Source organism: Nocardia sp. CC201C (assembly GCF_030010695.1).
In the GTDB taxonomy this organism is placed as follows: domain Bacteria; phylum Actinomycetota; class Actinomycetes; order Mycobacteriales; family Mycobacteriaceae; genus Nocardia; species Nocardia otitidiscaviarum.
Genome location: NZ_JASCXP010000014.1, coordinates 1 through 23,004 on the forward strand (window position 1 = coordinate 1; position 23,004 = coordinate 23,004).

General features: G+C 66.5%; 12 protein-coding genes and 1 tRNA gene. 1 reads left to right on the forward strand and 12 read right to left on the reverse strand.

What is annotated here, in order from left to right; genetic code table 11:
- Positions 1–5,898 (reverse strand): fatty acid synthase subunit beta domain-containing protein (locus QK444_RS02955; RefSeq protein ID WP_282776780.1); only part of this gene is annotated, 5,898 nt, incomplete at its 3' end.
- 389 nt (positions 5,899–6,287) lie between these two features.
- Between QK444_RS02955 and QK444_RS02960 the strand changes: the two genes are divergently transcribed.
- Positions 6,288–6,372 (forward strand) — tRNA-Leu (locus QK444_RS02960).
- A gap of 151 nt (positions 6,373–6,523) precedes the next feature.
- On the opposite strand, the gene QK444_RS02965 is transcribed toward QK444_RS02960, so the two are convergent.
- The 11 genes from QK444_RS02965 to rph form a co-directional block, all read right to left on the reverse strand.
- Positions 6,524–7,579 (reverse strand): hypothetical protein, encoded by a 1,056-nt coding sequence (locus QK444_RS02965; RefSeq protein WP_282776782.1) that lies wholly within the window; start codon positions 7,577–7,579, stop codon positions 6,524–6,526.
- Entirely contained in the window at positions 7,576–11,997 is a 4,422-nt protein-coding gene (locus QK444_RS02970; protein ID WP_282776783.1) for a hypothetical protein, read from the reverse strand. The genes QK444_RS02965 and QK444_RS02970 overlap by 4 nt, the downstream gene beginning before the upstream one ends.
- Positions 11,994–12,734 carry a hypothetical protein gene (locus QK444_RS02975; RefSeq protein ID WP_282776785.1) on the reverse strand — a complete coding sequence of 247 codons (741 nt, stop codon included), beginning with the start codon at positions 12,732–12,734 and terminating at the stop codon, positions 11,994–11,996. The genes QK444_RS02970 and QK444_RS02975 overlap by 4 nt, the downstream gene beginning before the upstream one ends.
- On the reverse strand, positions 12,731–14,296 hold the full coding sequence (locus QK444_RS02980; protein WP_282776787.1) for a hypothetical protein: 1,566 nt from the start codon (positions 14,294–14,296) through the stop codon (positions 12,731–12,733). The genes QK444_RS02975 and QK444_RS02980 overlap by 4 nt, the downstream gene beginning before the upstream one ends.
- A gap of 130 nt (positions 14,297–14,426) precedes the next feature.
- Positions 14,427–15,023 carry a Fic family protein gene (locus QK444_RS02985; protein WP_282776788.1) on the reverse strand — a complete coding sequence of 199 codons (597 nt, stop codon included), beginning with the start codon at positions 15,021–15,023 and terminating at the stop codon, positions 14,427–14,429.
- Positions 15,020–15,217, reverse strand: coding sequence for an antitoxin VbhA family protein (locus QK444_RS02990; protein WP_282776790.1), 198 nt, complete (start codon positions 15,215–15,217; stop codon positions 15,020–15,022). Before QK444_RS02990 ends, QK444_RS02985 begins: the two co-directional genes overlap by 4 nt.
- Positions 15,184–16,239 carry an IS110 family transposase gene (locus QK444_RS02995; RefSeq protein ID WP_282776820.1) on the reverse strand — a complete coding sequence of 352 codons (1,056 nt, stop codon included), beginning with the start codon at positions 16,237–16,239 and terminating at the stop codon, positions 15,184–15,186. The genes QK444_RS02990 and QK444_RS02995 overlap by 34 nt, the downstream gene beginning before the upstream one ends.
- Before the next feature lie 418 nt (positions 16,240–16,657).
- Positions 16,658–17,962 (reverse strand): 7-cyano-7-deazaguanine synthase, encoded by a 1,305-nt coding sequence (locus QK444_RS03000; protein ID WP_282776791.1) that lies wholly within the window; start codon positions 17,960–17,962, stop codon positions 16,658–16,660.
- The gene (locus QK444_RS03005; RefSeq protein ID WP_282776793.1) at positions 17,955–18,602 is read right to left on the reverse strand and encodes a hypothetical protein; all 648 of its coding nucleotides are present in this window, start codon (positions 18,600–18,602) and stop codon (positions 17,955–17,957) included. Before QK444_RS03005 ends, QK444_RS03000 begins: the two co-directional genes overlap by 8 nt.
- Positions 18,603–19,172: 570 nt before the next feature.
- On the reverse strand, positions 19,173–19,625 hold the full coding sequence (locus QK444_RS03010; RefSeq protein ID WP_282776795.1) for a hypothetical protein: 453 nt from the start codon (positions 19,623–19,625) through the stop codon (positions 19,173–19,175).
- A gap of 687 nt (positions 19,626–20,312) precedes the next feature.
- Positions 20,313–22,922: a rifamycin-inactivating phosphotransferase gene (rph, locus tag QK444_RS03015; protein ID WP_282776797.1), complete on the reverse strand. Its 2,610-nt coding sequence runs from the start codon at positions 22,920–22,922 to the stop codon at positions 20,313–20,315.
- Positions 22,923–23,004: the final 82 nt, after the last annotated feature.

The following is a 23,004-nucleotide window of genomic DNA, read 5'->3' on the forward strand; positions in this document are numbered from 1 at the left end:
CAGCCCGCCCAGATCGCCGCCGCGCACGGACGCACCCTCACGGGTGCCGAGCGAGACCTCGGCGGTGACGTGGCTGGCCCAGCCGTCGCCGAGCCCCCACACCTTCTTGACGCGCTCACCGATGGCGGCGGGACGCTTGCCGGAAGGGCCGAAGACCTTGCGCAGATGGTCGCCGATGGCATCGGAGAGCACCGAGCCGAACGGCTTGTAGGTGCGGGCCAGGCGGTCGACGGTGGCCGAGAGCGCGCCCATGTCGGCGTCGGCGGCGCCGTCGATGGCGCCGAGGGAGAGTTCGGAGCCGAGGTCGACCAGCAGCTGGTTGCGGCGCGAGGAGACGCCGTCGCACAGGCCCTCGATGGTGTCCACCGGACCGATCTGGTCCAGCCGCAGCTTGGTCCACAGCGCGATGAGCACGCGGGTGGCGTCGGCGGCGGAGAAGGCGATGTCGTCCGGAGTCGGGCCGCCGGTAGGGGCGGCCGGAGCGGCACTGGGGGCAGTGGGCGCGGCGGCCGCGGCGGGCGTCGCGGTCTCGGCCGGGGCCTCCTCCGGCTCCTCCACCGGGGCCGGGTCGGTGTCGGTGGAGTACACCACACCGGCCTCACGCTCGATGTTCAGCACCTCGACCGCGGTGTTGGCGAACATCGGCAGCTTGAGCGTGTTCGTCGCGAGGTTGGCCACGGTCGGCGTTGCGGCCAAACCGATTTCGACGAACCGCTCGACGCCGAGGCCACCGTGGGCGGTATCGGTGAACAGCAGGTCCTGGGTCTCGATCCAGCGCACCGGGCTGGCGAACTGCCAGGCCAGCAGCTCGATCAGCACCACGCGGCACAGTTCGGTGGGACGCGCGGCCCAGTCGTCGAAGTCGGCCAGCACCTCGGCGAGCGGTTCGGACGGCACGTAATCGGCGATCTCGGCGATGAATTCGCGCTCCAGCGAGAACGGGCGCGGCACCAGGTTCGGGATGTAGCGTCCGACCAGCAGTTCCGGGTGCAGGTCCGCGGGCAACAGCTCCTGGAGCTTGTGCCGGAACTCCGGCACCCCGGCGCGCAGCACGGTCGAGTGGAACGGCACGTCGATGCCGGGCACCAGTACGAAGGCGCGCTTACCGCCGAATTCGACACGGCGGCGCTCGATCTCGGCCTCCAGGGCCTCGAGTCCGGCCACGGTGCCCGCGATGGCGTACTGCGAGCCGCGCAGGTTGAGGTTGACCACCTCGAGGAATTCGCCCGCCTTCGCGCCCACGGTGGCGACGAAGTCGATCACCGCGGCGTCGGGCACGCCGATCTGCGAGGGGCGGATGGCGGCCATGCGATAGTCGCTGCGGCCCTGGGCATCCCGCGGCACCAGCTCGTGCATGGCGGAGCCGCGCTGGAACACCACCTCGAGCACGGCCTCGAGCGGCAGCACCCCGGCGACGGCGGCGAGCGCGTTGTACTCGCCGACCGAGTGGCCCGCCAGCATCGCGCCATCCACGAAGGCTCCGGCCTCCCGCAGTTCCGCGACCTGAGCGACGCCCAGGGTGGCCATGGCGACCTGGGTGAACTGGGTCAGGTGCAGTACGCCCTGCGGATGCCGGTACTCGACGCCGCGCGCCTTGAGGTAGGTCGGATTGTCGCGCACCACAGCGAGAATCGAGAAGCCGAGGGCCTCGCGAGTGTGCTTGTCGGCGCGGTCCCAGACCTCCTTGGCTGCCTTGGAGCGGGTGCGCGCGTCCAGACCCATCCCCTTGGTCTGAATGCCCTGTCCCGGGAAGGCGTAGACGGTCTTGGGCGGTGCGAGGCGACCGGTGGCGGTCATCACCAGATCCCCACCGCTGTCACCATTACCCGCGCCGCGGGTGCGGCAGGACACCTCGACGACCTCACTGCCGCGATCGACCGCGACGCGCTCGACCCGCACGTCGATCTGGGCACCCGGCCGCACCATGCCCAGGAAGCGGGTGGTCCACGCGGTCAGCGTGCGCGGCGGCAGCTTGTCGGCCGAGTCGATGGCCGAGACGGCGTGCTGCGCGGCGGCCGACAGCCACATGCCGTGCACGATCGGGCTGCCGAGTCCGGCCAGCTTCGCGGCGGCATCGGAGGTGTGGATCGGGTTGTGATCGCCCGACACCTGCGCGAAGGCGGCCATGGCGCGCGGCGCGGTGACGGTGACATCGCGGCGGCGACGGCGCGGGGTGTCGGCGGCGTCGGCGGACAGGGTGCCCGCGGCGCGCGGCGGATCGGTGAGTTCACCAGCGCCGGTGCGGCCGCGAATGGCGAAGCGCTCGGTGAGGGTGGCGATGGTCGGCATGGACATGCCAGTTTCGGGCTTGTCCAGCATGCCGGTGATGCGCACCCGCACCTCGACCACCCGGCCCAGATCGGTGTCCTGGGTCTCCCCCGCCTCGGCGCGCACCGCGAGAACGCTTGCGCCGTCGGGCAGTTCGCCCGCCAACTCGATGCGGTGGTCGAGGTGCACCAGGTCGAGCATGCCCTCGATGACGCTCGCGCCGTCCTCGGTGCGAGTCGCGCCCAGCACCGCGAACACGGCGGGCCAGCACGCGCCCACCAGCACATCGGGCACCGTGCGGCCGTTGGTGCTCAGGTTCTCGGGCAGGCCGGAACCGGTGACGCCCGCGTGGTCGGCGATGAGGTCGGGGGTCCAGGCGGTGTTGACGTGCGCGACCTTCGCGCCGTCGACGGTCTTCACCTCGGGCAGCGCCTGGCCCGCGGCGACGGCCAGCAGCGCCGACATGGCGGTCTCGGCGTCGGCCTCCGAAATGACCGGCGCGCCACCGTTGTAGACCGAGGTGGGGACGGTCATGCGAATGCGCACGGCGTCTTTCGCGGCAGCTACCGCGCCGCCCAGCAGCGGCACCGTCAGTTCCACGTAGGCGTGGTCGGTTTCGGGTCCCTCGGTGGCGCTGAGGGTGGCGCCGGTGGGCGGGTGGATCGCACCCTTGCCGTTCATGGTCCACTCGTGCACATCACCGAGCCGGTGGATGGGGTTGACGGCGGTGCGTCCGGCCCACTGCACGTCGGGGGCGGCGAGCACGGTATCCAGTGCGCCGTGGGCGATATCGGCGCGGCGACGGCCGTCCACGGCGGCGGGGACCAGGCCCGCGCGCACCATGGAGTAGGCGGCGTCCTGCTCGAAGCGGTCCAGCAGCTCACCCACGGGCTCGTCCGCGCGGGTGATGCCCGCGACGGCGACGGTGCCCGGGATGATGCACACCTGGTCGGCGCCGTAGCGCGGATCGTGGGCCTGCCACAGCGAATCCGAGCGCCACCAGCGGCGCACGTCCTGGTCGACGACCGGCACGAAGTTGACCGGCTTGCCGGGGGTCTTGCACAGCGAGATGAAGAACGGCACGTCCGCCGGGTGCAGCACGGTGTCCGCGGCGGCCGGGTAGCGCTCCTTCAGCGTGCACAGCGCGCGCACCGGCTCCTCGAAGGCGGCGTCGTCGGCGAAGAGGGTCTCGATCTCGCCGCGGTCGGCCTCGTTGAGGCGGGATTCGGTGCGGCGCATCATCTCCGCGAAGCGGTCGCGCCAGGTGATGTCCAGCCAGACCGAGCGGGTGGCGTCGGCGATGGCGTCGGCGAAGTCGCCGCCGCAGTCGAAGTCCTTGGGGCGGTCCAGGCCCACCGCCAGTTCGACGTAGCGCTCCAGCCACTCGCCATAGGTCATGGTGGCGACATCGCCGAAGTACGGCTTGGCGGTGCGGTCGAGCGCCTCGATGATCTCGTCGCGGCGCTCGGCGACGGCCTCGGCGTCACCGGCGACCTCGTCCAGCAGGCGGCCGGTACGGGAGGCGGCATTGTCGATCTCGTGGATGTCGGCACCCAATTGGCTGCGGCCGGAGGCCATTCCGCCACTGGCGGTGCCCGCGCCCACCCAGTCCGGGGTGCCGGGGGTGTCCACCAGCATCCGCTTGACCTCGGGCGCGGTGGTGGCCTCCAGGGTGGCCATGGCGGCGGTGCCGACCAGCACGCCGTCCAGCGGCATCACCGGGTAGCCGTGTGCCTGTGACCAAGCGCCGGTGAGGTATTCGGTGGCGCGCTCGGGGGTGCCGATGCCGCCGCCGACGCAGACCACCACATTGTCGCGGCCGCGCAGTTCGGCGTAGGTCTCGAGCAGCAGGTCGTCGAGGTCTTCCCAGGAGTGGTGACCACCGGCGCGACCGCCTTCGATATGCATGATGACCGGGTAGTCCGGCACCGCGTCGGCGATGCGCAGCACGGCCCGGATCTGGGCGACGGTGCCGGGCTTGAACGCCACGTGGGTGATGCCGGCCTCGGTCAGCTCCTCGATGAGGGCGACGGCCTCCTCGAGCTCCGGGATGCCGGCGGTGACCACCACGCCGTCGAAAGGCGCACCGGCGCTGCGGGATCGCTGCACCAGGCGCTTGCCACCCAGCTGGAGCTTCCACAGGTAGGGATCGAGGAACAGCGAGTTGAACTGCACGGCGCGGCCCGGATGCAACAGCGTCTTCAGCTCCGCGACCCGGTCGGCGAAGATTTGCTCGGTGACCTGGCCGCCACCGGCGAGTTCGGCCCAGTGGCCCGCATTCGCCGCCGCCGCCACGATTTTCGCGTCCACGGTGGTGGGGGTCATACCCGCGAGCAGGATGGGCGAGCGGCCGGTGAGGCGGGTGAAGGCGGTCTCCACCACGATGCGGCCATTGGGCAGGCGCACCGGCTTGGGCGCGAATTCCGCCCAGGCGGGTGCGATCTCGGGGGCCGCGCCCGGGGTGAACAGGCTGCGCTGGCCGGGGCGGGTGGAGGCGGCGAGCACGCCGACGCCGGTGCCCTTGAGCGATCCGGCGGTCAGGCGGGTGAGCAGGTCACCGGGGCCGAGGTCCAGAATCCACTGCGCACCTTCGGAAACGACCTCGTCGACGGTGGCGACCCAGTCGATCGGATCGACCAGGATCTCCTTGGTCAGCGCCGCGGCCAGTTCGGTGTCGAGTCCGCACTGCCCGGCCCAGGTGCTCACCAGTTCGACGGTCTCGGCCAGGGCCGGGTGGTGGAAGGCGACCTCGACCGGAATGTCCTCGAAGACGGGCGCGAACACCGCGCCGCCACGCTTCTTGGCCTCGCGGTCGCGGGTCTGCTCGGCGCTGATCTCGGCGCAGCGCTGCCGCACCCGGTCGAGCTGGGCCACCGGGCCGGAGAGCACGGCGCGGCGGCGTCCGTTGCGAATGGAGACCACGGCGGCCTTGCTCGCATCGACATCCGCCGACACCTCCTCGACCACGGCCCGCAACCGGTCGGGGTCGACATGGGAGACGGCGACCATGGGCATGCGCTCGCCCACCGGCACCAGCCCGCGACGGCGGGCGATCAGACCGGCGGCGGCCCCGATCAACTGGGCCAGCGCGAGCATCTCGGCATCCCGCTCGCCGTGCGCGGCGGCGGCGGTAGCGGCCAGGCGGCCCTGCGAATGACCGATGTAGGCCACCGGAGCCTGCGCGACAATATCCAGGCCCTGCAGCCGCAGCGCGCGCAGCGCGGCCACCTGGGTGAGGAAGACGCCGGGCATGGAGACCGCGGCGGACCGCAGGATCTGCGGCGACGGGGCCGCCGAGACCTCACCCTGCTCGGGGTCGGCGATCTCCTCTTCGAGCATCCAGCCGATGGGATCGAAACCGACCGGCCGGACCACGAGCAGCTGCGCCGCAACGGGTTCCAACCGCTGCGCGGCCTCGTTCACGAGCGCGGTGAGCTCCGGTTCGAGCGCGGAATCCCGCCCGATCTCCTCCAGCTCCCGCAACCACTGGGCGCCCTGCCCGCCGAACGCCAACGCGTACGGCGCGCCGCCCAGCAACCTGTCCAACAGCGACGACCTGACCCCACCCTCCGAGGCCTTGCGCGCCACCCTCGCCCTAGATCCGGTCCCGGTGCTCTCGTTGATCGTCAAGACGTTCGACTTCCTTCTCGTAGCGGCTTGCCCCCGCAGGACGGGGCCGCGCTCTCGTCGCGCAGGTCTTCCCGAGGCCACCCGGCCCTGGTAGTGCCGAGGATTCCACAAAATCATGAGGGGTTCCTCATGTTTACCCCTACACACGACCCCCTACCGCGCAGTATTCAGGTACGTCCGTCCCAGAACGATCAGAAACATGACTCCGCCTCATGTTTGAACCCCCAGGTCCACGCGGTTACACCCATGAAGGAAAGTTGAGCCTCCCTCACATTAGCGGTTACCAAATCGTTATAACCCCTGGTAGGGTTACTGACCAGTACGCCACACCCCACCGGTGCTTCGCTAACCCGGTCAATCCCGGTAGAGTTTGGACGGTCGTACCATCAGCGCGAGTGGCGAAATTGGCAGACGCGCCAGATTTAGGTTCTGGTGTCCACGGACGTGGGGGTTCAAGTCCCCCCTCGCGCACCACGTTTCACATCTCGGCGGCCAACCCCCGCCGAGCACCGGATTCGTCCGTTTTTCCCGGCGAGCACGCACCGAAATCACATCGTCGTAACTTTCCAGCAAACGCCACAGTGCATTCGCACATCAGGCGTGCGCACTCAGCGTGCAGTGAAGATCAGACCCGGGACAGCACGCTGGGGTGAGCGGTCAGCAGTTCGTACCCGACAGCTTCCTGTGGGAGCCGGAGGCCGCCAACGAGCAGATCACGAGCGCGGACCGAGAGCGGCCCCAGCCACGCGGCGACTTCGGCAGCGGTTGCCGCGGCGATCGGAGCCGTCGGCCGTGTACACCGAAACTCGAAGAGCAGCTCATAGAGAGGCAGGGCTGGAGCGACAGCGGGGAGACCGGCCCGGGTCGCGGCGATGTGGGCTGCCGTTGGAATCTGCAATCCCTTCAGGTCGATGTCACCGAAGTAGAGAATCCGGTCGGGCTTGGGGGACAGCAGAGATACCGACAGCACAGCGGAGGGAAATTGGCCGCCGGTGCCGTAACCGACGTGCCGGGCCGGTCCGCCTGCAGCCGCGTGTACCCGCGTGACTTCCAGTAGCGAAGCATAGGTGTGATGGTTCTCCGCTATCAGCAAAGCGGTGCCCTGAGGATCCCGAGTACCTGAAACCCATTGCGAAACGAAGGGAATGGGCACCGAGTGGCAGCGCAGAAGCTCCAGGGTCAATGCCCCCGAGCGGAACAGCCGAGTCGACAGGAGTCCGTCGATCCGCTTCTCGTCGCCGAAGAGCTCCAACGACCGCTCCCGTTGCGGCACACTCGGCCGATCGGCACCCCCGTCACGCAGGAACGCTGTCACCAGCTCCAGCACGCGGATTTCGTCGTCTCTGGTCGCGATCCGCCCCGCTGCTTCGAGAGCTGCGGGCCATATCCGGCGGGCCTTGGTCTCGCGGACAACTCGTTCGCGGGGCGGCCTGCGTACCCATTTCGGCAGCGCCGGAGTATCTCTGGCGTCGAAATGCTTTGCACCACTAGGCAACACAACGAGTCCGGCGGCGGCCAATTCGTCCAGTGCCGAGCGGATCTCATCACGCGCGGTCGGCACCGTCGCCAGGCTGCGATCGAATGCGACTGCCGCGCTGTATAATTCTTCGATATCGACCTTCTGCCTCGACGCTCGCGCCATGTGATCGGCCAGCGCGCGGGCCAATGGACTCGGGCTCATTGCACTGCACCACGGGCCGGCTCGTCCCGTGTCACTCCGACGCCGGTGATGCCTTCAACCGCAGTTGCGGAGCGCTCCTCCAGAACTACGTAGCGCCGGGTGCGCAACGCGCCCGGCGCGTTGCGCAGGCGCAGCACATTCGGGAACTGCCCGACAGCACCGAGATCTTCCACACCGGTCGTGTAGACGAGTTGTACACCGTGCGCCTCCGCGACATCGCGTTGCAGGCGCAGCAGCGCCACGTGACTGGCCGTTCCGAGAGGATTGTCCAGCACCAGCGTTCCACCGAGCGCGGCCTGGCCCCTACCGCGGTTGATGGCGCGCAGCCGTGCCAGCGTGCAGTAGAGCGCCACGCACACGGTGAGCTTCTCGCCACCGGAGAACTTGCCGAGGTGGGTCACATCGACAGGCTCGACCGCCAGGTCGCTGTTCGGCTTGAGAACTTTGACGCTGAATCCGCGCGGCGCCACGGCTTCGTGCACGCATCGTTTCAGCAGGGCCAGCCCCTCCGGTTTCGATCTTTCGGCGACTACGCGATCGACAACCGCGTCGATCCGAGCGAGCAGATCCTCTTCGCCGCTGGGACGAGCGAAACGGATGCGGAGGAAGTGCTGATCGGCCCAGCCACCCAAGGTTCCGGGCAGCTTCGAATGGCGATGCGCGGATTCCAGATTCGAAAGAACCTCGTGCACCAAGGCGGCGATCTCCACCACCACCAGACGCTGGTCCCGGCCGATGTCGGCGAGCTGGCCGTCTAGCGTTGTCCTGCGCACCTGCATTTCTCGGGCACGGGCGCTTGCCCGTTCAGCGAGAACATCGGCGTCATCGCTGGTGAACCTGTCTCGGATTGCATCCGGGATACGGGAAAACCGGCTCTCCGAAGCCAACTTCCGCACCACTTGAATGGCGTCGTCAGTCCGTCCGCGCGCCGCTGTAGCCGACATCGCAGCGGTGGTCAGGTCGCCGATCACCGAGTTCAAGTCGGCTTCTGCCTGTTCATCGGTGCCGGCGTATGCCGTTACGCCGGTGGGTATCTCATTCGGAACAGCGGCATCGGTGAGCCGGTTGGCTCGCTGAGCGAACACCTGCGCAGCCGTCTTGGCCTCACTCGCGGATTCGTCCGCCTCCCCGGCCTCCCGGTTCAGAACGGTCACCCGGCTGCTCATCTCGGTAGCCTGCGCGGCCTGTGCCTCGGCACGCTCACGGGCTTCAGACTCGGTGGCGGGGTCGGTGTCCAGTTGGGCGTATCGAGGTCTGTCCCGCGGAGTTCGGCTCTGTACCTCCTGCTCTGCCTGTTTGAGTTCGGCAAAGGCCTCGCCCAGCTCACGCTGCGCGGCCTCGGCCGCTATCCGCGCGTTCTCGTGTGCGGTGGCACGACGCTGGTCGTCCTGGCCGTCGGCGGTGGCCAGCAATATGTCGGCGCGGGCACGGATATCCTCCGCGAAGCCCGCCAAGATGCGGTCCGCACGTTTGCTCCACTCCACGAGTCCGTTGAGCCGTTCGGCCAGAACGGATTCCGCCGCAATCGTTTGCCACTGCGCATCCAGCCCGGTGAACCTCGCCTGCAAGACGGACAGCGGCGACGAGTCCGTAGCGATGTCCTCGACCTCCTGCCCGCTATCGAGCAGAGAGATCTTGCGCTCGGCGTCCAGGTACCGTTCCTGGTTGTAGCCGTGTTTGACAGCCCGTTCGCGCGCAGTGCGCTCGGCCTTCTTGTATTCAGCCGCGCGATCGACGGCTTCCTTCGCCAAAGCCGTATACCGATCAACGTCACGGTCCAATTGCTCTATGCTGCCCTGAATTTCAGGAACCTCACCGACTCGGTCCGCAAGTGTTTTCAGCCGCTCTATCCACTCCGCCAGCTTCGTGAGTTCCTCGGAGAGGCTCTCCTCGGTTTCGGCGTCCACCGTCTCCTGTTCGTCGAGGTTCTCGATCTCACCTCGGAGTTGCCTGTCCGCGCTCTCGAGATTCTCGATTGCTTCCCGATACTCGTTGATCGTCTGCTCCAGTGCGGACAAGTGACCGGCTGGACAGTCTCGCAGGAGTTCGTTCAAAGCGCCCTGGAGCGCGCGGTCTTCTGCCACTTGCGCGTGGATGTTCTCGATCCGCTGGTCCTGGTTGTGCCGCCGGAGTTCACGTATTGTGCGCGCCTGTTCCGCGGCTACCGGATCGAACAGCGCGGGGTCGTTGGGGATCACGGACCACCGTGGCCGCGCAACGCTCAACGCTTGCTGGAGTTGCGTTGCGGTACATACTGTCACATGGGCGACCACACACAGGTCATCTGATTCAACCGCCTCCCAAGCCTTTTCGAAGGCGTCGTCCGCTACAACCACACCAGCCGCGAGTTCGGCGACCACTGGATTGCACAGCATTGTGTCACGGTCGGATTCGGCGACGAGGTCACGCAGCAGTTCCCAGCCCGGCCGGGCGGTTATACCCGCGTCGGTGATGATCTCGATGACGCGTTGCGCATCCCGAGTAGTGGGCAGGAACGAGTCGGTACGCAGTCCGGCCAGCGCTCGGTCGTCATCCGCCGCATCGACGCGAGTGTTGACGATGTCCGACTCCGCCGACGACACCGCATGTGCCAGCGCTGCGCGAAGCTCGGCGGCTTCGGCCCACAGGTCGAGACGCCCGTCTTCCTCGAGCTGTACGAGTTCAGCGAGCCTGACGTGCGTGGCCAGATCATCGACTCGCTCTGAGAGAGTTTTGTGCTCACTGGTAAGTCTGTCTCGCTCAGCACCTTTGGTCGCCATTTCGGTCGCGAGCCTCGTGCGCCTATCGCTCAGCGACTTGCGCTGCCGCGGCCGCGCCCGTCGCCGCTTTCGCACCGCTTCGAGCTGCCGCGCCGACTCACGGCGGGTTGTCCACATCCGCGCCAACATCGTTCGAGGGGCTGTTTCTCGATCCGGTAGATAGCCTCGGTCCACGGCTTCACCCACGGCGCTGTCGATATCGACCAGCTGACCCCGCAGACTATCCGCATGCACGCTAGCTTCGGTGGCTAGCTTCTGATTATCCTGTGCGCAACGAGATTCGATTTCGGCACTCGACTCCGCCTGTTCTGCAACCGCGAGTTCACGTTCCTGCGATGCCTGTTCGACGGCGGCCAAGCTCCCATACCGGGATTTCAAGGCTGCCGCGGCAGCGTCGCGGGCCGCCCGCAACGGGGCGGTCTGCCGATCCTCCGAAGCGATCTGTGCACGAACGGATTCCGCTTGGTGCTCGGCTTCCATCCGCTCGGCCAGCGGCTCGACGGCCGACCACGCGAGCGCCTCCTGGTTGGCGTTTTCCGCTATGAGCTTCTTCTCGTTGTGCGCCGCGAGCGCCGTAGCGCGCCGCCGAATGGCCGCGATCCGGAACAGCTCGTTCGCAATATCGTTGACCCGCTTGCGATCTGCGTCGAGTCGCACCGCGTCCCCGCGAAGCCGGTCGGCTTCCTCGACGAACCAATCGTGGTCTGTCTGCTGCGCCACGGCAGCGCTCCGGAACTCACCTGCCAGCCGTGCGGCGTCCTGCCGAGCCCGGGCCGCTTTTCCTTCCTCCTCCTGTGCCTCCGCGTGGCGGGCGGCCAAGGTATCCAGCTTGTCGGCCATCTCAGCACAGAAGTCTCGATCCACCAGCAGATCCGGCTTGCGCCCGAGTATCTCGATGACATTGTGCAAATTGGATGCGACCAGCTCTGGCTGGGCTGTGTCGACCGTGAGATCGATCAGGAAGTCGATGAACTTGTCGGACGACGGGAAATTGAACATGTCCGCCACTCCGCCCTCGGAGTGGTTCATCTGCTTCTGGTACCCGAACAACGCGGGGTCCAGGTTCCGTGCGGTGAGGGTCTGCATCCACTGAGTACGTTGATCCGTAATCGCGAACGCGAACTGCTGTGGCCGAGACGCCGCGACCTCCCGCAGGGAACGAACGAAGTCGGCCAGCGGTCTGAGGCGGCCTGTGTCGTCGTGAACAGGAAGCCGGTCGAGGTCCAGAATGCCCGCCACCACGAAGAATGTGTAGTACCAGCACTTCAGCTTGTCCCGATCCCGATCGGGATCGGCAGGCTTGCGGCGGTCCGCCCACTCGTATACCGCGCCTGTGACCAGCCGCGCGGGAGGTAGCAGGCTGTCATCGGACCGCTCGACCCATTCGGCGACAGTGTGACTGGTGTCGCCGGTCGAAACGTAATCCTCCAGGTACCGTTTGACGGATTTCCCCATGAAGTCCTTGCGGAGGGGCAACAGCAAGGCGAAGAAGAGCGACAGCAGGCTCGACTTTCCGCCACCGTTGCGCAGCCACAGAATCGAATCGACGGGTTCGCCCGCCTCATCTGGACCCGACGACATGTCGAGCGTGAGATCGGTGAACCTGGCGGCACGGTCTCCGACGCTTGCCAATCTGAGACGAGACAGCTGGTAGGTCACGATGTAGCCTCACCATCCTGGTTGCCACGCCGAATCGATGCCAGTACTTCATAAGTGGCATTGCCTGCCAGATCACCCGCCTGTACTCGGAATCGTTCGAGCAATTGGAATGTTTCGGTACCGCGCGCTGGAGCGGGCCGAGCGAGCCCTTGGTCGACCATCCAACCGAGTACATGCGCCACCCAGTACGTCGACGATGCCGGAGACCGTCGTGCCCGGCCCTTCCCCCTGTCCGCCTTGTACCCGGGTGACAGACGGTCGTAGATACGCCACGCCTCGTCAAGAGCATCGTCATCGGCCGGCGTGTGCTCGGGCGAACGTTTGAACCGATCGCAGATCTCACGGAGGAACCGCTCGATCTCGCCGACCGATACCCAGCGAATCCTGTCGTCATCGAAGTCTGCGGGCGTCGGAAACGCATGGGCGGCAACCGCGACGCTGACCAGACCCACCAGCAATCGGTCCGACACACTGCCGACATTCGGCAGATCCGACAGGCGATACGCGAAAACGGACTCCCGCCGCACCCCGAGAACCAATCCGAAGTCCGAGTCGGAAAGCACCCGCGCGTCGAGCCCCTCGAGGACACTGTCCACAGCATTCCTGAACTCCGTGTCCGCGCGATAGCGCCCGAGCAGAAGCCGATAATCCGAGTCCGCGGTGGGCCGGAGCTTCGGTCGCAGAGCACAGCCGATCAGCACACCCACGTCTGCGAGATCGCGTTGGCCGAGAGTCACGAAACCTCCCAATCTTCTGGTGGTGCCATCGAATACGCTTCGGCCCACCGAGCCAGCGCATCCTCGTCCTCGGCGACGATCAGATCGTCACCCGACCAGCCGGGAATGCCGATCCGCGTGCCATCCGCATCGACGGCCGCTGTCGCACCGAGGATCCTGGTCGCCGAATCCACGGCGGCGGACACATCCTGGGCTGTCTCCGGCGCATAGGTCCACAGCACCGCGAGCACAATCAGCCGCTCCACAGCGGAACCGTCGACCCCATTGGGAAGATCTGTTTGCCGCGCCGCGAGGAGCAGGTTCGACAATCGTGCGGGTAGCCTGACGGCATCGACCACACGTGCGGCGGTGACCAGCACCTCCGTGGGCACTGCGGGTGGATCCGGATCGCCGAGTTCGTCGTCGGGCTCAGGCGATTCAGCGGGCGTGGCTTCGCGCCTTGGGGCAAGCAGGTCGTCGACCAGATCAGCGAAGCGGGCTATTCGCGGCACTCGGGTGCCCGCCACCAGCACGGCAAACGTTTCGGCGGGCTCTATCGCCCGATCCGCCGACATCGCGAGCAGTGGCATGAGGACGCCATCGGTGAGGTCGGGATTCCGCAAACCGCCCACCGGCCGAAACGACTGACGCGCCTGTTCGTCGAGGAAGATGGTCCGCGCACCGAGCAGCCTGCCGTGCAGCTGAGTGTGGCGGTGGCGACACTCCTCCAGGAGATTCGCGATGCGCGCTGACGCCGTGGCCACTGACGGCTCCACATCCGCCGCATCCAGCGCGCCTCGCACGTGGTCGAGCAATCTCGACTCCGCGCTGAGGCGCTCCTCCAAATGTGATCGATTGCGCTCCAACTGCTCCGGCACCCGCTCGGCCCACTGTGTCAGTACTGTGCGGATGTCTCTGACGGTGTCGGACAGCAGCACACGAAGCTCGTCCGCATATCGCACCGATAACAGCCTCGAGCGCTCCGCCGCTTTCTCCGCCTGCCCGAAGGCTCCTCTTTCAAGTTGTCTGGCAAGCATCAGTTCGATCGCGGCCTGCTCGTCCTCGACGTCGAACTCCAACCCGCCGACCAGCGCATTGATGGCGTCCGCCGACGCTCTCAATACATTCACGCCCCTGACGTGATCCTCGTACTCGGTCAGCAAGCGGAACTCCACCGTGGTAAGCCGATGACGAACAGTGCCGTCAGATTGTCGGCCGAATATCGAGATCGCGTAGCTGAATGGAGCCTCACGCTCCCGGCGGTTCAACAACGCATCCACCACATACCGTGCCACTGCTTCGTGCTCACCGGTGGGACGCTCAGCATGCGCGGCACCAGACAACGCCGCCAGGCTCGCGACTGCCTCGTCGTAGGTGACCTCATCATCGAAACCCTGTCTGGCGATGACGATGTCGATGGCGGCGAGGGCAAGCGTCACGACGTCGTATTCGTACTCACCCCACGTCTGGCGGATCGCGCTGTCCGCCGCATCGGCCACAGGCCTGGTCCGAAGCAGCGCCCGAACCCGTTCACCGAAGGACTCGTCGAAGACAGCGCGCCCCATAGTCGAAAAATCACTCACACGGCCCCACCACTCACGCATTCACCGTATGTGCTACGACCGACAACGTGTCGGCAATTGGCAAGCTATACAACAGAGTTGATTGTTGGTACCCAGAGGATGTTACCGATGGCCGAGCAGGCCGTGTGCACTACCGGGATTCTCCGCCCGAGTCATATCGTCGTACCAACGAATCGAGCAATCCACGCAGTGGCCCGTTGTCACCGCGCAGCGAAGCCATCGATGCCTGCGCATTCTCGTCGGGATCGAGGCCGGTCCAGTCGATCATCCAACCGGACTCGCGAGCCAGCTGACCGAAGAAGGCTCGCTGAGCACGGCCGTTGCCCTCCCGAAACGGATGAATCGCATTCACTTCGGCCAGATAGTGCGTCAGCTTCCCGACGAACTCGGTTCGGTCGAGACCTCGCAGAAAGCGGTCAGCCATGAGCGCTGCGAAAACCTCAGCCGCATAACTCTCGATATGCCGCGGTAGACAGAACGGATCCGACTTGGCGATTCCCACGACGCGAATCTCCCCGGCCCATGGATACACGTCCCCGAAGATTTCGCGATGGAACGCGCACAGATGATCCAAGTCGTAGCGGCCGGGCAGCGACCGGATTCCCAGCTCGGCCAGGGCGGCCTGGCTCAGATCCGCTTCCGCCTGCCGTAGCCGAGCGGCATCGATAATCCCGAGCCGGTTCCGCAGCACGCCCGATTCCGGATCGAGGTACGGATCAACCGTCACGCGGCGCCGTACAGATCCCGGACGAGCTCCCGCATCCGCGTTGTGCTGATCTCACCGCGCGCCCATTGCTCCATGATCGCCTCGGCCGCCCCGCTCGCCGACTCCCCCTCGGCCCGAACCGACGCCGCCGCCTGCGCCAGCGACCGCGACCGCTCCGCCGTCAACTCCTCGAACACCTCGGCAGCCACCACCACGGCCTCGGTCTTACGATGTGACCCGACCCCAACAGGGCGGCGATCCCCCCTGCGAAATCGCGCCAGCACCCCCGAAAGCTGCTCACGCGCCTCACGCACTGACAAGGTTTCCATAAAGAAAGTGTACCTAAATGTGTACACAATTGGGTGTTGAACTGGGCGATAGTGTGCAAAGCGTTGTTGAGCTGACGATCACCTTCCCGAGAGAGGCGATGCCGCTCCTTGTCGGCGCTGGCGATCTGGATCGGCGCGACACCGGCATGCACAGCGAAGGCACCCGAGGTGCGAAACCGCGATGCGCGGCCGGTACGGCCCAGCAGGCGAGTGGCTACGACCGGGCCGACGCCGACGACGTCGAGCAGGCTGCTGCCGGATTCGGCGACCGTGTCCTGCATGCGTTGCTGGTTGGCCTTCAACCGGGTATCCAGGGCCCGAACCTCGGCGACCAGTTCCCAGGCCAGCTCCTTGCGGACGCGCTCGACCGGCGAGGCCGGCCGGATTCGCCGCAGGGTGTCGGCAGCCCGATCGGCGGTCAAATCGGTGGACACGCCACCGGGCAGTAGTTCACGCATCACGGCGTGCAGCTGGTTGACCGTCCGGGTGCGTTGCCTGGTCAGGTTGGTGCGGCGCTCGTCGAGCATCCGCAGCACGGTGGCGGCGCCTTCGGCCTCCACCGGGACGGCGTCGCCCTGTAACGCAGCAACACTCGCCGCCGCGGCCGCGTCCAGTTTGTCGTTCTTGCGACGGCCTCCTCGCGAGAGCTCCCGCACGCGCGCGGTCGCCGTCGCTGGCACGTCGGTCACGGTCTCACCCTGCGCGATCAGCCACTGGGCCAAATGCCGGCCCAGGCCCCACGCGTTCTCCACTGCCCACCTGCGCTCTGGAAATCGTCTCGCCCACAACAGAAGTCGCCGATACTCCGGCAACCTCGCGTCGAGGCGGATCGTCTCGAGCGTCTTGTGGTCGCCGCTGTCCAGCGCTGCGGCAGTGTGCGTGGACTTGTGCGGGTCCACCCCGATCACGACGGTCAACCGCGTTACCCTTCACTCGCTTCGGATGAAGAAGCCGCGGGCGACATTCCGGCTTTCGGCCTGTGTATCTCGCACCTCTGTTGAGTCAGACCCGCGGCCGGTACCGAGCCGGGACGCAAACCCCCAGCGAGCCAACCCCATCGGGCGGCAGGAACCTCACGAGCCAGCCCCGACCCGGCACCTCCGGCAGGCTACGACTGGTGATCATCCAGCACGCCCGAACCGGTGCATCCATATAAGCCGGAACCTCATAGCAAACGCAATATTGCGCTCGACTACAGACGCGACGGTCCGAAGCCAGTAACAGCTGGCGAGCTGGTAGCCACGGCTCACGGATCAACTTGCTCGATCAGCGGAAGATGGCGACTCGTCTCAGCCACCGAGCGACACCCGCATCCATGGGGCTTGATCAGCGCGGGGGGTAGGCGTCGGGGAGTAGGTCTACGAGCATCGTTCGAAGCTCATGCCGACCGTGGTGCAGTACTGGCATCAAGGTGTGCGGTGTTCCGGGCGGGAATGGCGCATCCGCGATGAGATCATCGACGGTGAAATCGGTATCGAGCCATCGGATGAGGTCACGCAGATCCGCGGCGGGGCCGCTGTCACCGGTCCGGAGGTCGGTCAGCTCGATCTCCTGCAGCCCGGTTTCGTAGATGGTGTCGTCACGACGGTCGCCGCGTACAGCGTGTAGGCCGGAACGGCGCACCAGGCATGGAAAGCAGTGACCGCAGTGATAACTCGGCCGCTTCGGACTCGTGGGGTGACCGCAACTGACCGTCTGTTCCAGCGTCGACCAACTGAGCCCGGCGTCGAGGGCGAGTGCGCAGACCTGCCCCTTGGTCTTGTGGAGCAGGGGGTTGTCGACGGTGACACCGCCCCCGAGCCGGGTGATGAGTTGGTTGATCGCGTACAGCGTCCAGGGGTGTACTGATCTCGTCGAACAGGCCGACCGCCGACCGGGCGTCAGCGCCGGATTGCAGGCCAGCTGTCCGTTCTCGGGCACCATCACGTTCTGCGCACCATTGATCGCCGCCAGGCAGACGGCGGTGGCGATGTACAAGAACCCACGTGAACGATTGGAGTGGTCCAATGCCCCACCGTGGGGGCTCAGTCGCGTCGGTTCCATACGAACCGTCTCCGGGGGCGCCAGCCGCTTGATGTCCTCGAAAACCCTGCGTTGACACCGACCCACGGTAGCGTCGTAGGCGACGAACAAAGCCCGCTCACTGGTGTCCAGCTGTCCTGCGCGCTGCGCTGCGTAGGCCGTTGAATCCAGACCACCGGAAAACAACGCGACGTGCGTGTACTCCGGCTGGACTGGCAATTGCCCCTGCGAACCGACCCCGCCGTGCACTCGGACGTCCCAACGATCTCCCGTAAGCACCTGCAACAGATCGTTCAGGAGAGTGCAGTGTGGTCCCCATCGGTCCGGCTGAAAGACTTGGATGGACATGACGATTGTGCGGGTCCAGTTGTCGGCGGTGCGGTCACGGGGTGAACGCCGATCTGCCAGGTAGACCGCTCGCGCGACCCGCCAGAGGTCCTGCGCCCACATCTGGTCATCGACGAGGGGTGCCGTCAGCATTCTCGCGTGCTCGGGCCGGTCACGAAAGCCGGAGTCGGACAACCGCTCCCAGCCGGTGTCGATACCCCGAGCATGGTCGGAGACGGAGTCGTCGATCGTGTAGCGGTACTGGAATACGGGATCACTCATCAGAGTTCTCCGTCCCCTGGTTCGGTAGGCCGAGCATCCGCCGTACCGTCTCCTCTACGAGGTCGCGGGCCAGCTCGGCGACGGGCATGCCGTCGCCTCGCTGATGCTGCTCCTGGCACGGATCGAGCGCATCCACAATCTGTTCCGCGCCCCATTCCGCGATCATTCCTCCAGGGTCGATGAGATACAGCCCCGGTAGCCAGATAGCGATCTTCGCGGCGACGACCGACGTGATGACCTCGATCAGCAGCCTTTCGAAGAAGACCGTGTAGATCAAACAGAACACGTCACTACCCAGTCGGACACTGCCCCCGGAGGCGTCGTACTCGACGGCTCGAGAGAACCGTGGATCCGTCTCCAGGATCATTCGACCGCAGTAGGCGGCGGCCTGCCGCGCCGCACTTGCTGCCGGTGTCGCGGCGACGCCGACCACGCGCTCGACAAACCCCTGCACGAATACCGCCGCCCGGACATCAGGCGCGTCGGTCGGAGACAACTCGACAACCTCCGGGCCGACCGTGCACAACGCCTCGAGCACGTCGACGAGGTTCTTGCCGGCAACCACCATCGTCGTACGAATCCCGAAGGCGTCCGGTTCGTCACGAACGGCCTGCTTCAGCGCATTAATACTCTGCGACACAGCTCGCTTCGTCTGGTCGGCCGCGACGCGTTCTCCGGCATCTACGACCTCAGTGGGCCGGGTGTCGGCGTGCCCATTTCCGGACGCTCGGGCTGCGATACGCCCCAATTGCATCAGCCGCCGGTTCGGTGCCAGCCACACGCCACCTCTCGGTCCCGGCCATCGTGTCGAGGTCCCCACCACGCCTCCTACATTCACCCGCAGGGCCTCGGGAACGGCGCCCTGGCTGTGCACCTGAACGTCGATTGTATCGAGCCAGACAAGTCGAATGTGATGGAATCGACTGCGCCACAGTATGTTCCATGGCATTGCAACCTTCAGCAACCGTCGGATGGTCTATCGAATGCGCCGCAGCAGCTGTTCGCATCCTCACCGAAGCCCAACTCCGCCACCGCGATCCAAGAGCAGATGACCGGACGCTCTCGATTCAGCAGGATTGGGCGTGAAATTCCTATAGACCAGCGGTTTTCCTCGGTTGGGTGAGCTCCACCATTCGCGTATTCACGCGACAGGGACGTCGCCTCGCCGCGCCTATACGGCAGACCACCGCGGCGCGGCGGTGTACGCCGTTCACTGCCAAGCGCGCAACAGATCCTCAGGCCCCCAGCAGGTAGCGACCGGCAGGTCACCGTCGACTCCGGACCGCGAGACCGCCACCAGCGGCGTATCGAACTGGGTCCCTGGAATCGCGAGCACACTGCGGACGAGGGCGTCGTAGTCGTGGCGGTCGAACGGCCGGTCCTCGAGCCATTTGATCGAGCCGACGAAATGCACTGCGCCCGCGACGGGTTCGCGGTCGGCACCGATCAGGTCGATCTCCGGATTGTTCTGCCGGTTCCACCAGCCACCCACCGCCTCGGTCCCCCGGCCGCGTTCGATGAGCGGAATTCCGCGTTCCAGGAAGGCCAACCAGAACCGCAGGTAAGAATCGGCGATGCGGTAACGCTTGTTCTTGCTGTCCGGCTTGGTCGACAACGGTAGATCCGCAGCCACGATGCGCTTGGCCTGCAATGTACTCAGCAACGGTGTCAGCGTGCCCGCTGCGGCTCATGCCCGGACGCCACGACTGGACGATTTCCGGGAACTCACCCGTAATCAACAGCGCATCCATCGCCTCGGCCGCCGACAGCTCGGTCATGGCCTGCACATCGGCCAACTGCAGCGGTGCCACCGTCATTTTCGTCGCTCGCCCGAAGAACGGGCGACCGTGTGACTGCAAGGCCTCCATAACCGAAACGTCACTGCCCACCAGCACCAGCAGCACCGGTTTGGCCGACAGATGCCGATCCCACACCGTCTGCAGCGCCCCTTCGAACTCGGAGTCCTGCCCCACCAGCCATGGCACCTCGTCGATCACCATGATGCTCGCGGCATCGTCCGGCAGCGCGATGGCCAGCGTCCGTAGCGGCGAATGAGCCAACGTCGCGACGAAGTCCTCCCGCTCCGCGACAGGGTTACGCCCCCGCGTCGCTCTAGAAGACACCTCCAGCAAGAAGAATCAACACATCCTACTTAGATTCAATCTAAGTAAGAATTGATCTATGTAATCCATCCCACACTGCTGCCACCGTCACGGCAACCCTCCGCGGGTACGGCGCCGATGCGTGGGACTCATTCCGGGAGTGCGAACGGCACCTTCGAGGCACCACCGCATCATGCGTGACACCGACGGGCCGAGCAGCGGGCGGTGGGGACGGTGCACCCGCCAACCTACTGATCCGGCAGGATCTCGACGTACCCCTCCGACCCGTGCACGCGGATGCGCTGCCCGTCTCGGATGCGCTCGGTAGCGTTTTCCACGCCGACGACGGCGGGGAGGCCGTATTCGCGGGCTATGACGGCGCCGTGGGTCATCAGGCCGCCTACCTCGGTGACGAGGCCGGAGATGGTTACGAACAGTGGGGTCCAGCTGGGGTCGGTGTAGGCGGTGATCAGGATGTCACCGGGGGCGAGGTCGGCTTCGGCTATGTCGGAGATGACTCGGGCGCGGCCTTCGACGGTGCCGGCGGATACGGGCGTGCCGGGCAGGGCGGTCGGGGGGAGGTCGGCGCGGCGGTAGGCGCCGGTGATCATTTCGCCGTCCGAGGTGAGCACCCGGGGTGGGGTGAGGGTTTGGTGGGTGCGGAAGGCTTGTTCGCGGTCGCGGAGGAGGGTGTGGTCGGCGCGTTGGGTGCGCACCACTTCGCGGAGTTCGTCGAAGCGCAGGTAGAAGATGTCCTCGGGGGCGGTGAGCACTCCGGTTCGGACGAGGTGTGCGGCCTCGCGCAGGAGGGCCTGCTTGTAGACGAAGTAGCGGCTGACCATCGCGTACTTCGGGTACTCGCGGTAGCCCGTGAAGGTGCGGAGGCGGTCGATCATCGCTTGGGTCTCAACGGCTTTCGACTCTCCGCCCGGCAGTGCGCGCAGCCGCTCCAGGAGGTCGCGAGTGTGCTGTTCGGCGGCGCGCAGGCCGTCCGCGAAACGCTGCTCGGCCGCGCCCGGCGCGAAGTTGGCGATATCGGCGAGGAGGGTCGGGACGAGGGCGGCGGGGTGTTCGCTCCAGCGCGGGCGGGTGATGTCGATTTCGCCGACGCAGCGCATGCCGTAACGGTCGAGGAAGGCGTCGAGCGCGGCGCGGGCCGCGTCGCCGCCCGGACGCTGCGACAACTCGTCCAGGAAACGCTGGCCGTCGACACCGGTATCGGCGACCTGCCGCAGGTAGTCCACCACGTCCGGGTGCGGCCGGATGGCGTCGGCGACATCCAGTAGAGCCAGGCCCATTTCGGCGGTGACATTGCCAGGCACCGACTGTGTGAGTACGTCGGCGGCGTTCGTCTCCCCCAGCCAGGTCCGCAACCGGTCGTTGAGCCAGCCCGCCGCATCCATGCCGGCCATGATCGCCTGTCGGCTGCGGGGGTTGAACAGGATCCGCCGGAGTTCGCCTTGGATATCGGCGGCGATGAAATCCAGTAGGGCGGTGCCGGTTTCGGCCTCGATGTCATTCTTCAGCGCCGCGAGGGACTGCTCGCTGGCGGCGATCAGTTCGGCGACCAGTTCCGGGTCGGCGTCGATCGGCGTGGCGGCCTCGGCCGCCGGGGCGGCGGGGGTCGCGTCCGGGACCGTGGGAATGAATTCGCGGTCGACGATGGTGCGCAGCGCGTCGCCGGAGAGCGGATCGGATTGGCTGAAACCGTCCACCAGCGCCTGCCGCGCGGTCGGCGACGACAGGGCGCGGGTGACGTCGACGAACAGGCGACCACCCGCGTGCCGCATGGGCGCGGGGCTCGTCAACTGCCACACCGACAATCCCAGCGGCGTCATCGCATCGGTCATCATCTGCTGGTGACCGACCGACAGGTAGACGTGGTTGTCGTCGTCGGCGGCCTCGGGGACCGGGAACAGGGTGGTGATCGGACGACTCTGGACGATGCGGAAATCCGGGTCGTCCAAACACCATTCGATGTCCTGGGGGCAGCCGAAATGCGCCTCGATGACGCGGCCCAGCCGTGCCAGCCGCAGGATCTGCGCGTCGGTCAGCACCTGCCGGTGCTGTCGCTCCGGCTCGATCTCCCGGATCTGCGTGCCGCCCGCCGGGTTCGCTTCGACAGTCAGCTTCTTGGTGGCGACGCTCCGATCGGTGATCGCGTCGTCGCGAACCCGGTAGACGTCGGCGTTCACCAAGCCGGACACCAGCGCCTCGCCGAGGCCGAACCCGGCGTCGATGGAGACGACCTTCCGGTCCGAGGTGACCGGGTCGGCGGTGACCATGACGCCCGCGGCCCGCGGGAACACCATCCGCTGAACGACCACCGCCATATCGATCGCCCGGTGGCCGAAGCCGTTGCGCTGCCGGTAGGTGACCGCCCGTTCGGTGAACAGGGAGGCCCAGCACCGGCCGATGTGTTCGAGAATCGCCCGCACGCCGGTGACATTCAGATAGCTGTCCTGCTGACCGGCGAACGACGCGATCGGCAGGTCCTCGGCGGTCGCGCTGGACCGCACGGCACAGGCGGTATCCGCGCCCAGCCGGGCGTACGCGGCGGCGACCGCCGTCGCGATATCGCCCGGAATGACGAATTCTTCGATCGCACGACGTATTTCGGCACTGAGCGCAGCGATGCGGGTGCGATCGTCCGGAGCCAGGGCCGTCAGTTCGTCGAGCTGAACCTCGAGGGCGGGCAGCTCGGCCAGCACCCGACGGAACGCCTCCGTGGTGACACAGAAGCCGTCCGGCACCCGAACACCGTCGATCCTCGCCAACTCCCCGAGGTTCGCACCCTTCCCGCCCACACCCGCGATCCGGCTCCGGTCGATGTCCGCGAAGTCCAGCACATAGGCCATTCGGCTTGCTCCTCACCTGGGGTTTCGGCATGTAGCGAGCGATTATGGACCAGATCTCGATTCGTCATGAGCGACGCCGATC